Origin of the sequence: Pseudomonas sp. 24 E 13 (assembly GCF_900004715.1) — a bacterium.
Lineage (GTDB): Bacteria > Pseudomonadota > Gammaproteobacteria > Pseudomonadales > Pseudomonadaceae > Aquipseudomonas > Aquipseudomonas orientalis_A.
In genome coordinates, this window is record NZ_CVTO01000140.1 from 1 (window position 1) to 12,824 (window position 12,824).

Below are 12,824 nucleotides of genomic sequence, written 5' to 3' on the forward strand. Positions count from 1 at the left end.
GCGGTGGCACGGCAGTGGGACTGAGGAAATCGAACAGGTCCGGCAAGGTCTCCATCGACGAAGCGCCATGAAACTGCGGTGCGATCATCGGAGTCGGCGCGGGCGGGCTCGCCACCGCGCCCATCAACGCCTCAAAGCTGTTCGGCGAATCACCGGCGAACGGCTGGCTGTCGACGGCCTGCACATTGAAGTCGATGCGCGCCTGGATTTCGTAATCGCCGATGCGAATCAACTCGCCATCCTGCAGCGGCTCGCTGTTACCACGGCGCATCCGGATGCCAGCGTTGACCAACTCCACACCGTTGGTACTGTTGTCGGTTAAATAGTAACGACCGTCTTTGTACTGAATAACGCAATGTTGCGAGGAGACAAGTCGTTCGGGATCGGGCAATACCCAGTCATTTTCCGAACTGCGGCCGATCGCCATCGAGCCCTGGTTCATGGACTTTTCGGCGCACTGCCCTGGGGTAATCTTGTGATAACTAGTGATAGTCAAACACAGCGACATCTTGCCTCCTTGCTGATACATCGCGCGCGGTCGAGATCAGGCTACGCTTGCCTGAATATCGCCGCCAGGTCGTCGGACCCAGCGTCCAAATCCGCATTTGCCAGCATGATCGCTGATCTTATCCGGCTTGCATGACAAAAATCCTCTACGGGCGCACCGTTCGACCCGTCAGTCGCGCAGGGTGTTAAACACCGCACATCTGTCACAGAGGGCGAATAGCTTACCTTGACAACGCATAAGTACTACACCAAAAATGCACAACTTCTTGAACATCAGTGATGGCACTGATAGTGGCACTCTGAGACTATGATCAAGAAAACATGCAAAGTTCACTGCGTAACTAATGCATGCGTTGCCCGGCATCTAACGGGCTGATAGGGAGATCGAATTCAGTGGATGTGCCGTTGCTGCTCACCGCCGTTTCCGCGACTTCGCCGTGTGGCGAAGACATGGAATATGACGCGCAATTTCTGCAATTGGAACGTGATGCCAAGGGCCAGCCCGAGCGCAGCATGGGCGACTCCATCCTGCCCGCCGAGCCGCCGGAGTGGCGCAGCATCCAGCAACAGAGCCTCGACCTGTTGCAGCGCAGCAAAGACCTGCGCATCACCCACTTTCTGCTGCAAAGCACCCTCGCCCTCCAGGGCGTGGCCGGCCTGGCCGAAGCACTGACGCTGATCGATGCGTTGCTGCGCGATTACTGGGCCGACCTGCACCCGCGCCTGGATGCCGACGACGATAACGATCCCACCGTGCGCATCAACGCCCTCACCGGCCTGACCTGCGACACCAATATCCGCCTGCTGCGCGAAAGCATCCTCACCCGCTCACGCACCTTCGGCCCCGTGACGCTGCGCGCAGCGCTCAACGCCAGCGGCCTGTTGAGCTTCCCCGATGAACAACTCGGCGCCCAGCAACTCAACGCCGCGTTCCTCGACAGCGACCCGGAGCAACTGCAGGCCACCCGCGATGCGCTGATTGCCGCGCGCGCCGCCTGCGAAGCCATCGAACAACAGGTCAACGAGCAGGTCGGTTCCGCCCAGGGCGTGGACCTCAGCGCCTTGAAGCAACCGCTCAAGCAGGCCCTGCAATTGCTCAATCAAGCGGTGCCCGGCGCCGACAGCAGCAGCGAACCCGAGGCCGTCAGTGAAGACAACGCCCCCTCGGTGGACTACGCCGCTGCCCCCGCAGCCCCGCGTCCGGTCGGCGACATCGCCAGCCGCGACGATGTGCTGCGCAGCCTCGACAAAATCCTTGCGTATTACACCCGGCACGAGCCTTCAAGCCCGCTGCCGGTGCTGTTGAACCGAGCGAAGAATCTGGTGCATGCCGATTTCGCGGCGATCGTGCGCAATCTGATTCCCGACGGCATGTCCCAATTTGAAAACCTGCGCGGCCCTGACAGCGAGTAGGCCGCCGGACCGTGCAGTAACAACACCGTCGCTCAAGCGACCAGGAGCAGCAACGTGGCGAAGCAAAGTTCTCAGAAATTCATCGCGCGCAACCGTGCGCCTCGAGTGCAGATCGAGTACGACGTCGAGCTTTACGGCGCCGAGAAAAAGGTCCAGCTGCCCTTCGTCATGGGCGTGATGGCCGACCTCGCCGGCAAACCAGCCGAGCCGCTGGCACCCGTGGCCGACCGCAAGTTCCTTGAAGTGGATGTCGACAACTTCGACTCGCGCCTCAAGGCCATGCAGCCACGCGTGGCGTTCCACGTGCCCAATGAGTTGACCGGCGAAGGCAACCTGAGCCTGGACATCACCTTCGAAAGCATGGACGACTTCAGCCCTGCCGCCGTGGCGCGCAAGGTCGACTCGTTGAACCAGCTGCTCGAAGCCCGCACCCAGCTGGCCAACCTGCTGACCTACATGGACGGCAAGACCGGCGCTGAAGAAATCATCATGAAGGCGATCAAGGACCCGGCACTGCTCCAGGCTCTTGCCAGTGCGCCCAAGCCTGCAGGGGAGCAGTAAGCATGACTGACAATACCGTTCGCGAAGGCGCATCCAACCTGGGCGCCACCGAAGAAACCAGCGAGTTCGCCTCGCTGTTGATGCAGGAATTCAAGCCCAAGACCGAGCGCGCCCGCGAAGCCGTGGAGACCGCCGTGCGCACCCTGGCCGAACAGGCCCTGGCGCAAACCGACCTGGTGTCCAATGACGCGATCAAGTCGATCGAATCGATCATCGCCGCCATCGACGCAAAGCTCACCGCCCAGGTCAACCAGATCATCCACCATCAGGATTTCCAGCAGTTGGAAAGCGCCTGGCGTGGCCTGCACTACCTGGTCAACAACACCGAGAGCGATGAGCAGCTCAAGATCCGTGTGCTCAACATCTCCAAGCCCGAACTGCACAAGACCCTGAAGAAATTCAAGGGTACCGCGTGGGACCAGAGCCCGATCTTCAAGAAAATGTACGAAGAAGAATACGGTCAGTTCGGCGGTGAACCTTACGGCTGCCTGGTGGGTGACTATTACTTCGACCAGTCGCCGCCCGATGTGGAATTGCTGGGCGAGCTGTCGAAAGTCTGCGCCGCCATGCACTCCCCGTTCATCGCTGCCGCGTCGCCAACCGTGATGGGCATGGGCTCGTGGCAGGAACTGTCGAACCCGCGCGACCTGACCAAAATCTTCACCACCCCGGAATACGCCGGCTGGCGTTCGCTGCGTGAATCGGAAGACTCCCGCTACATCGGCCTGACCATGCCGCGCTTCCTCGCGCGCCTGCCGTATGGCGCCAAGACCGACCCGGTGGAAGCCTTCGCCTTCGAAGAAAACACCGACGGCGCCGACAGCTCCAAGTACACCTGGGCCAACGCCGCGTACGCGATGGCGGTGAACATCAACCGTTCGTTCAAGCACTACGGCTGGTGCTCGCGCATCCGTGGCATCGAGTCCGGCGGCGAAGTGGAAAACCTGCCGGCCCACACCTTCCCTACCGATGACGGTGGCGTGGACATGAAGTGCCCGACCGAAATCGCCATCAGCGACCGCCGTGAAGCGGAGCTGGCGAAGAACGGTTTCATGCCGCTGCTGCACAAGAAAAACACCGACTTCGCCGCGTTCATCGGCGCCCAGTCGCTGCAGAAACCGGCCGAATACGACGACCCGGACGCCACCGCCAACGCCAACCTGGCCGCGCGCCTGCCGTACCTGTTCGCCACCTGCCGTTTCGCCCACTACCTCAAGTGCATCGTGCGCGACAAGGTCGGCTCCTTCAAAGAGAAGGACGAGATGCAGCGCTGGTTGCAGGACTGGATCCTCAACTACGTCGATGGCGATCCTGCTCACTCCACCGAGACCACCAAGGCCCAGCACCCGTTGGCGGCTGCCGAAGTGATCGTGGAAGAAGTCGAAGGCAACCCGGGGTATTACAACTCCAAGTTCTACCTGCGCCCGCACTACCAGCTTGAAGGGCTGACGGTGTCGTTGCGTTTGGTATCGAAGCTGCCTTCGGCCAAGAGCGCCTAAAAAATCGGGACTGGCTCGCTCGTTCCCACGCTCCGCGTGGGAATGCCGCCCGGGACGCTCCGCGTCCCAGTGACGCAGAGTGTCACAGGATGCGTTACCACGCAGAGCGTGGGAACGATCACCAAATACAGTGGCTGAGACCACACAGGGAGAAAACATGGCTGTTGATATTTTCATCAAGATCGGCGACATCAAGGGCGAGTCCATGGACAAGGCCCACAAGGACGAAATCGACGTGCTGAACTGGAGCTGGGGCATGGCCCAGTCCGGCAACATGCATGTGGGCGGTGGCGGTGGCGCGGGCAAGGTGAATATCCAGGACCTGTCGCTGACCAAATACGTCGACAAGGCGTCGCCGAACCTGATGATGCACTGCGCCAGCGGCAAGCACATCGACAAGGTCAAGCTGACCGTGCGCAAGGCCGGTGGCGAAAGCCAGGTCGAGTACATGGTGATCAACCTGGAAGAAGTGCTGGTCACCTCGCTGAGCACCGGCGGTTCGGGCTCCGATGACCGCCTGACCGAAAACGTCACCCTGAACTTCGCCCAGGTGATGGTCGACTACCAGCCGCAGAAAGCCGACGGCACCAAAGATGGCGGCGCGATCAAGTTCGGCTGGAACATCCGTTCCAACACCAAGCGCTGATAGCCCCTGCAGCCGTGGCTTTGCGCCACGGCTGCAGACATTTTGTCCCTCCCGCAACCCGTCCGTGGAGCTGCTTTGGTGGTAACTGAAATCGCTTCCCGCGACCGTCTGCAACCGTCCCTGCTGGACCGGCTGACCGACGACGACCCAACCAATCCCAAGGAAAGCGCCGACAAACGCGTGCTGTCCCTGACCCAATTGAAAGCCTCGGTACTGCGCGACCTGGCGTGGCTGCTCAACACCACGTCGTTGCTCGATGCCGATGCCACGCTGCACACCCCGGCAGGTACCTCGGTGGTCAATTACGGCCTGCCGGCACTGGCGGGCAACAGCGTTTCCAGTGTCGATATCAAGGCCCTGGAAGCCCTGATCTACCAGGCTATTGCGACCTTCGAGCCGCGCATCCTGCGCCACACGCTGCGAGTCAAAGCCCGTGTCGGCCAGGGCGAAATGAACCACAACGCCCTGAGTTTCGAAATCGAAGGCGACCTGTGGGCCCAGCCGGTGCCGTTGCGCCTGTTGCTGCAAACCGACCTGGACCTGGAATCCGGGCATGTGCGCGTGGTCAATGCCGACCAGCGGAGACGCCCATGAACCCGCGCCTGCTGGAGCTGTACAACCAGGAACTGCACCACGTGCGCGAAAGCGCCGCCGAGTTCGCCAAGGAATACCCGAAGATCGCCAGTCGGCTGACCCTGTCCGGCATGGACTGCGCCGACCCGTACGTCGAACGCTTGCTCGAAGGCTTTGCCTACCTCACGGCCCGCGTGCAGCTCAAGCTCGACGCCGAGTACCCGACCTTCACCCACAACCTGCTGGAAATCGCCTACCCGCACTACCTGGCACCGACGCCGTCGATGACCGTGGTGCAATTGCAGACCGACCCCGACGAAGGCTCCCTCGCCGGCGGCTTCCCGCTGCCCCGCGACACCGTACTGCGCGCCGCCCTGGGCCGCGAAACCCAGACCTGCTGCGAGTACCGCACCGCGCACCCGGTGACGCTGTGGCCGCTGCAGGTCAGCAATGCCGAGTACTTCGGCAACCCGTCCGCGGTGCTCGGCCGCCTGGCCGCCAGCGAACCGAAAGCCAAGGCCGGCCTGCGCCTGACCCTGCGCACCGGCGCCGAATTGCCGTTCAACAGCCTCGATCTGGATAACCTGCCGCTGTACCTCAGCGGCGCCGATGAGCAGCCGTTTCGCCTCTACGAACAACTGCTGGGCAACGCCTGCGCGGTGTTCGCGCGCAAGCCCGGTGGCGATTGGGTTGAGCGCCTGCCTCAGGATGCCTTGCGTTCACGCGGTTTCGACGATGCCGACGCGGCCATGCCGGTGGTGGCGCGGGCGTTCCAGGGCTATCGGTTATTGCAGGAATACTTCGCCCTGCCCCATCGATTCCTGTTCGTCGAATTCGCCGAACTGAGCCGTGCGGTCAAGCGTTGCGACGGCCAGGAGCTGGAACTGATCGTGCTGTTCGACCGTCACGAACCCAGTCTGGAAGGCAGCGTCGGCGCGGCGCAGTTCCTGCCGTTCTGCACGCCGGCGATCAACCTGTTCCCCAAGCGCGTGGACCGGATTCACTTGTCGGATCGGGTCAACGAACACCATGTGATCGCCGACCGTACACGGCCGATGGATTTCGAAATTCACTCGCTGAGCGGCATCACCGGACACGGCACCGGGCCGGAGCAGCCGTTCTTGCCGTTTTACGCCGTGCGCGATCCCTCCCGCTATGGGCGCGACCAGGCCTATTACACGGTACGCCGCGAACCGCGCGTGCTGTCCAGCGACCAGCGGCGCAACGGCCCGCGTTCCACCTATGTGGGCAGCGAAACCTTCGTCAGCCTGGTGGACAGCCGCCAGGCGCCGTATGGGCATGACCTGCGCCAGCTCGGCGTGACGGCGCTGTGCACCAACCGGGACTTGCCGTTGTTCATGAGCGTGGGCAACGGCAAGACCGATTTCACCCTGGCCGACAGCGCGCCGGTGCTCTCTGTGCGTTGCGTCGCAGGCCCCAGCCGCCCACGCGCCAGCCATGCCCACGACGCCAAGGCGTGGCGCCTGATCAGCCAGCTATCGCTCAATTACCTCTCTTTGAGCGAACAGGGCCAGGGGGCCGGCGCCTTGCGCGAACTGCTGCGCCTGTACGGCGACAGCAACGACGCCGCGCTGCAATTGCAGATTGAAGGCTTGCGCGAAGTCAGCAGCAAAGCCGTGACCCGACGCCTGCCGATGCCCGGCCCGATCGTGTTTGGCCGTGGCCTGGAAATCACCCTGGAATTCGATGAAAACGCGTTTCGCGGCACCGGGGTATTTCTGCTCGGTGCGGTGCTGGAACGCTTCCTGGCACGCTACGTGTCGATCAACAGTTTTACCGAGACGGTGATCCGTACCACCGAACGCGGCGAGATCATGCGATGGAAAGCCAAGCCCGGACGGCGTCCGACCCTGTGAGTACCCTGGACGCGATGCACCAGGAGCCCTGGGAATATGACTTCTTCCAGGCGCTGCGGCGTATCGAGTGCGAATCGCCGGAGTTGCCGCGCCTGGGCCATTCCCTGCGCCTGGCCGATGACCCGCTGCGCCTGGGGCAACAGGCCGATTGCACCTTCGCCCCGGCCACCCTGGCGTCGGTCGACCCTGGCGGCGACGGCAAACCGGCGCGGCTGGAGCAATTCTTTTTCGGCCTTGGCGGCCCCAACGGCCCGCTGCCGCTGCATATCACCGAGTACGTGCGCGAGCGCCAGCGCAACAACGCCGACAGCACCAGCAAGCAGTTCCTGGATGTGTTCCACCATCGCCTGCTGACGTTGTTCTACCGCGCCTGGGCCGAGGCGCGGCCAACAGTCAGCCACGACCGGCCGGACGACGACTACTGGTCCGCACGCCTCGCCGCCTTGAGTGGCCGCGGCATGCCGAGCTTGCTCAACCAGGGCTTGATCCCCGACACGGCCAAGCTGCATTACAGCGGCCACTTGTCGGCGCAAACCCGCTACCCGGATGGCTTGAAGGCCATCCTCAGCGAGTACTTCGGCCTGCCGGTCGCGATCGAGGAATACGTCGGCCAATGGCTGGAACTGCCCGAACGCAGCCGCGTCGGCGTGAGCGCCAACCGGCTGGGCGTGGATTTTTGCCTCGGCAGCCACGTGTGGGACCGCCAGCACAAATTCCGTATTCGCCTCGGCCCGCTCAAGCTCGACGACTACATGGGCATGCTGCCCGGTCATCCGCCGTTCAACGAACTGGTGGCCTGGGTGGCCGAGTACCTGGGCCATGAACTGGACTGGGACTTGAACCTGGTTTTGCAACAACCTGAAGTCCCGGCGCTGCAGCTCAACGGCCAGTTTCGCCTGGGTTTCAATACCTGGCTCGGCCAACCTGCGCATGACGCCAACGACCTAATCCTGGCCCGGCATTACGCCGACCACGCCACCACCTCAAGGAATCCAGAGCATGGGTGAAATCAGTCGCGCCGCACTGTTCGGCAAACTCAACAGCGTGGCCTACAAGGCCATCGAAGCCGCCACCGTGTTCTGCAAACTGCGGGGCAACCCGTATGTGGAACTGGCCCACTGGTTTCATCAGTTGCTGCAACTGCAGGACTCGGACCTGCACCGCATCATCCGCCAGTTCAACCTGGAACCGGCACGCGTGGCCCGCGACCTCACCGAGGCCCTGGACCGCCTGCCGCGCGGCTCGACCTCGATCACCGACCTGTCGTCCCATGTGGAGGAAGCGGTGGAACGCGGTTGGGTGTATGGCAGCCTGATGTTTGGCGAAAGCCAGGTGCGCACCGGTTACCTGGTGCTGGGCATTCTGAAAACGCCGAGCCTGCGCCATGCGCTGCTGGGCTTGTCTGCCGAGTTCGACAAGATCAAGCCCGAAGCCCTGAGCGAGCGCTTTGACGAGTACGTCGGCGACTCGCCGGAAAATGCCCTGAGCGCCAGCGACGGTTTCAATGCCGGTGTGCCAGGCGAAGCCAGCGGCGCCATGGCCCCCAGCGCGATGGGCAAGCAGGAGGCGCTCAAGCGCTTTACCGTCGACCTGACCGAACAGGCCCGCAGCGGCAAACTCGACCCTATCGTGGGTCGCGATGAAGAGATCCGCCAACTGGTGGACATCCTCATGCGGCGCCGCCAGAACAACCCGATCCTCACCGGTGAAGCCGGGGTGGGCAAGACCGCTGTGGTCGAAGGTTTCGCCCTGCGCATCGTCGCCGGCGACGTACCGCCTGCGCTCAAGGACGTGGAACTGCGCAGCCTCGACGTGGGCCTGCTGCAAGCCGGCGCCAGCATGAAAGGCGAGTTCGAACAGCGTCTGCGCCAGGTCATCGAAGATGTGCAGGCCTCGCCCAAGCCAATCATCCTGTTTATCGACGAAGCCCACACCCTGGTCGGTGCCGGTGGCGCCGCCGGCACGGGCGACGCGGCCAACCTGCTCAAACCTGCGCTGGCCCGGGGCACCTTGCGTACCGTGGCCGCCACCACCTGGGCCGAGTACAAGAAGCACATCGAAAAAGACCCGGCGCTGACCCGCCGCTTCCAGGTAGTACAGGTTGCCGAGCCGTCGGAGGACAAGGCACTGCTGATGATGCGCGGCGTGGCCTCGACCATGGAAAAGCACCACCAGGTGCAGATCCTCGATGAAGCCCTGGAAGCCTCGGTCAAGCTGTCCCACCGCTATATTCCGGCGCGCCAGTTGCCGGACAAATCCGTGAGTCTGCTGGACACCGCCTGCGCCCGCGTCGCCATCAGCCTGCATGCCGTGCCGGCTGAAGTGGACGACAGCCGCCGCCGTATCGAAGCACTGGAAACCGAGCTGAAAATCATCGCCCGCGAGCATGCCATCGGTATTGCGATTGGTGCGCGCCAGACCAACAGCGAAGCGCTGCTGAGCGCTGAACGTGAGCGCCTCGCCACGCTGGAAAGCCGCTGGGCGGAAGAGAAAACCCTGGTGGACGAACTGCTCGCTACCCGCGCGACGTTGCGCGAGAAAGCCGGCGCCGTAGACAGTGGCGACGACGCCTTGCGCGAGCAACTGGTCGACCTGCAGCAGCGCCTCAGCGCACTGCAAGGCGAAACCCCGCTGATCCTGCCGACCGTGGATTACCAGGCCGTGGCCTCGGTGGTCGCCGACTGGACCGGCATCCCGGTGGGCCGCATGGCACGCAATGAACTGGAGACGGTGCTCAACCTCGACCAGCACCTGAAGAAACGCATCATCGGCCAGGACCACGCTTTGCAGATGATCGCCAAGCGCATCCAGACCTCCCGCGCCGGCCTCGATAACCCGAGCAAGCCGATTGGTGTGTTCATGCTCGCCGGTACTTCGGGCGTGGGCAAGACCGAAACCGCCCTGGCCCTGGCCGAAGCCATGTACGGCGGCGAGCAGAACGTGATTACCATCAACATGAGCGAGTTCCAGGAAGCTCACACGGTGTCGACCCTCAAGGGCGCGCCGCCGGGTTATATCGGCTACGGCGAAGGCGGTGTGCTGACCGAAGCGGTGCGGCGCAAACCGTACAGCGTGGTGCTGCTGGACGAGGTGGAAAAAGCCCACCCGGACGTGCATGAAATCTTCTTCCAGGTGTTCGACAAGGGCGTGATGGAAGACGGCGAAGGCCGCGTGATCGACTTCAAGAACACGTTGATCCTGCTGACCACCAACGCCGGTACCGAGCTGATTTCCCGTGTCTGCAAGGACCCGGCAAACATCCCCGCGCCCGAGGAAATCGCCAAGGCCCTGCGCCAGCCGCTGCTGGAGATTTTCCCGCCGGCATTGCTCGGTCGCCTGGTGACGATTCCGTATTACCCGCTGAGCGACGAGATGCTCAAGGCCATCACTCGCCTGCAACTGAACCGCATCAAAAAGCGCGTGGAAAACACCCACAAGGTCGCCTTCGACTACGACGACGCGGTGGTCGACCTGATCGTCTCGCGCTGCACCGAAACCGAAAGCGGCGGACGCATGATCGACACCCTCCTCACCAACAGCCTGCTGCCGGACATGAGCCGTGAATTCCTCACGCGCATGCTCGAAGGCAAGGCGCTGGCGGGGGTGCGGATCAGCAGCCGGGATAATGAGCTGCACTACCAGTTTGGCTGACGGAATGCGGTTAAAACTGTGGGAGGGGGCTTGCCCCCGATGGCGGTGAATCAGTCACCTGATGCATCAACTGACACACCGCTATCGGGGGCAAGCCCCCTCCCACATTTGAATGCGGTTTCTTCAGTTATTTAGTCATTAAGAGACGCCCGATGCTATTCAACCAAGCCTCACGCCTGGCCCAGATCACCAGCCCCCTCGGGCCGGATGTGCTGTTGCTCAATGAAATGGGCGGCGGCGAAGAGTTGGGACGGCTGTTCAACTACGAGCTGCAACTGACGTCCCTGGACGCCAACATCGACCTCAACCAGTTGCTGGGCAAGCCGATGAGTGTGGGCCTGCAACTGGCCGACGGTGGCGAACGGCACTTCCACGGCATCGTCGCGCGCTGCAGCCAGAACATCGACAAAGGCCAGTTCGCCAGCTACCAGGTGACGCTGCGCCCATGGCTGTGGCTGCTCAGTCGCACCTCCGATTGCCGGATTTTCCAGAACCTGAGCATCCCGCAGATCATCAAGCAGGTGTTTCGCGACCTGGGCTTTTCCGACTTCGAAGACGCCTTGAGCCGGCCGTACCGCGAGTGGGAATACTGCGTGCAGTACCGCGAGACCAGCCTGGATTTCGTCAGCCGCTTGATGGAACAGGAAGGCATCTACTACTTCTTCCGTCACGAGCAGGACCGCCATGTCCTGGTGCTGGCCGACGCCTATGGCGCCCACACCACCGTGCCGGGCTACGCCTCGATTCCGTATTACCCCAGGGACGAGCAGCAGCGCGAACGCGACCATATGCATAACTGGCACCTGGCGCAGGAGGTGCAGCCCGGCTCGCTGGAGCTCAACGACTATGACTTCCAGCGCCCCAGCGCGAGCATCGACGTGCGCTCGGCCATGCCGCGCCCGCACACCGCCGGCGACTACCCGCTGTACGACTATCCCGGCACCTACGTGCAGAGCGCCGACGGCGAACACTACGCGCGCACCCGCATCGAAGCCCTGCAAACCCTGCATGAACAGATCGAGTTCGCCGGCAATGCCCGTGGCCTGGGTTCGGGCCACTTGTTCAGCCTTACCGGCTTCAGCCGCCAGGACCAGAACCGCGAATACCTGATCGTCGGCTGTCGCTACGACATCGTTCAGGAAAGCCTGGAAACTGGCAGCGGTTCGGGCTCGGCGCAGTTCGAAAGCAGCCTGACCTGCATCCCCGCGCAACAGAGCTACCGCACCCTGCCCGCCACCCATCGGCCCGTGGTCAAAGGCCCGCAAACGGCGCTGGTGGTCGGCCCCAAGGGCGAGGAGATCTGGACCGACCAATACGGCCGCGTGAAGGTGCACTTCTACTGGGACCGTCACGATCAATCCAACGAAAACAGCTCATGCTGGATTCGCGTGTCGCAGTCCTGGGCCGGCAAGAACTGGGGCTCGATGCAAATTCCAAGGATTGGCCAGGAAGTGATCGTCAGCTTCCTCGAGGGCGACCCCGACCGCCCGATCATCACCGGGCGGGTGTACAACGCCGAGCAGACCGTGCCTTACGACCTGCCGGAAAACGCCACCCAGAGCGGCATGAAAAGTCGATCCAGCAAAGGCGGCACGCCGGCCAACTTCAATGAAATCCGCATGGAGGACAAGAAAGGGTTGGAGCAGTTGTATATCCATGCTGAGCGGAATCAGGACATTGTCGTCGAAGTCGACGAGAGCCATTCCGTGGGGCATGACCGGAATAAGAGTATCGGCCACAACGAGACGGTAACCGTCGGCAATAACCGCCTGCGCGTCGTCAAGCAGGAAGACATCCTCTCGGTGGGCCAGAGGAAGACCGACAGCGTCAGCCAGAGCTACGTCATCGAAGTGGGCGAGAACCTGCGCCTGGTCTGCGGTGAAAGCATCCTGGAGTTGAATGCGAGCGGGCAAATCAACCTCACCGGCGTGCAAATCAGCTTCTATGCCAGCGGCGACGCCGAGTTCAACACCGGCGGCGTGCTGCACCTGAACAACGGCGGCGGCCCCGGTGCCACGCCCGATGGCCAGGGCCAGAAAAGCGCTATCGACGCCAACATTAAAGCCGCGTTCCCCGCGCCTAAAAGCTCCTGACGAG

At 62.7% G+C, this 12,824-nt stretch carries 10 protein-coding genes; 9 read left to right on the forward strand and 1 reads right to left on the reverse strand.

The features are described 5' to 3' along the window. On the reverse strand, window positions 1-508 hold a 508-nt coding region (tagH, locus tag BFP90_RS18665), incomplete at its 3' end, for a type VI secretion system-associated FHA domain protein TagH (protein WP_141688986.1). 392 nt (window positions 509-900) lie between these two features. On the opposite strand from tagH, the gene tssA reads away from it, so the two are divergent. From tssA to BFP90_RS18710, 9 genes are all read left to right on the forward strand, one after another. Continuing rightward, a complete protein-coding gene (gene tssA / locus BFP90_RS18670) occupies window positions 901-1,920 on the forward strand; it encodes a type VI secretion system protein TssA (RefSeq protein ID WP_065897681.1) in 1,020 nt (339 codons plus the stop codon). Between the two features lie 54 nt (window positions 1,921-1,974). Next, complete coding sequence (tssB, locus tag BFP90_RS18675) at window positions 1,975-2,481, forward strand: type VI secretion system contractile sheath small subunit (RefSeq protein WP_003195557.1); 507 nt, start codon at window positions 1,975-1,977, stop codon at window positions 2,479-2,481. A 2-nt stretch (window positions 2,482-2,483) separates the two neighbouring features. Further along, the gene (tssC, locus tag BFP90_RS18680) at window positions 2,484-3,980 is read left to right on the forward strand and encodes a type VI secretion system contractile sheath large subunit (RefSeq protein WP_065883759.1); all 1,497 of its coding nucleotides are present in this window, start codon (window positions 2,484-2,486) and stop codon (window positions 3,978-3,980) included. 157 nt (window positions 3,981-4,137) lie between these two features. Next, on the forward strand, window positions 4,138-4,626 hold the full coding sequence (locus BFP90_RS18685) for an Hcp family type VI secretion system effector (protein WP_017735732.1): 489 nt from the start codon (window positions 4,138-4,140) through the stop codon (window positions 4,624-4,626). Between the two features lie 78 nt (window positions 4,627-4,704). Beyond that, window positions 4,705-5,220, forward strand: coding sequence for a type VI secretion system baseplate subunit TssE (gene tssE, locus BFP90_RS18690; RefSeq protein ID WP_042945974.1), 516 nt, complete (start codon window positions 4,705-4,707; stop codon window positions 5,218-5,220). Then, a complete protein-coding gene (gene tssF, locus BFP90_RS18695) occupies window positions 5,217-7,076 on the forward strand; it encodes a type VI secretion system baseplate subunit TssF (RefSeq protein WP_065897682.1) in 1,860 nt (619 codons plus the stop codon). The genes tssE and tssF overlap by 4 nt, the downstream gene beginning before the upstream one ends. Further along, window positions 7,040-8,083, forward strand: a complete 1,044-nt coding sequence (tssG, locus tag BFP90_RS18700; protein WP_065892308.1) for a type VI secretion system baseplate subunit TssG — start codon at window positions 7,040-7,042, stop codon at window positions 8,081-8,083. Before tssF ends, tssG begins: the two co-directional genes overlap by 37 nt. After that, entirely contained in the window at window positions 8,076-10,727 is a 2,652-nt protein-coding gene (gene tssH, locus BFP90_RS18705; RefSeq protein ID WP_065897683.1) for a type VI secretion system ATPase TssH, read from the forward strand. Before tssG ends, tssH begins: the two co-directional genes overlap by 8 nt. Window positions 10,728-10,879: 152 nt before the next feature. Continuing rightward, the gene (locus BFP90_RS18710) at window positions 10,880-12,820 is read left to right on the forward strand and encodes a type VI secretion system Vgr family protein (protein WP_065892306.1); all 1,941 of its coding nucleotides are present in this window, start codon (window positions 10,880-10,882) and stop codon (window positions 12,818-12,820) included. Window positions 12,821-12,824 lie beyond the last annotated feature (4 nt).

Coding starts and splice junctions, on each gene's coding strand:
- BFP90_RS18685 (WP_017735732.1), top strand. CDS start 4,138: ATGGCTGTTGATATTTTCATCAAGATCGGCGACATCAAGGGCGAGTCC.
- tssG (WP_065892308.1), top strand. CDS start 7,040: ATGGAAAGCCAAGCCCGGACGGCGTCCGACCCTGTGAGTACCCTGGAC.
- tssC (WP_065883759.1), top strand. CDS start 2,484: ATGACTGACAATACCGTTCGCGAAGGCGCATCCAACCTGGGCGCCACC.
- BFP90_RS18710 (WP_065892306.1), top strand. CDS start 10,880: ATGCTATTCAACCAAGCCTCACGCCTGGCCCAGATCACCAGCCCCCTC.
- tssF (WP_065897682.1), top strand. CDS start 5,217: ATGAACCCGCGCCTGCTGGAGCTGTACAACCAGGAACTGCACCACGTG.
- tssH (WP_065897683.1), top strand. CDS start 8,076: ATGGGTGAAATCAGTCGCGCCGCACTGTTCGGCAAACTCAACAGCGTG.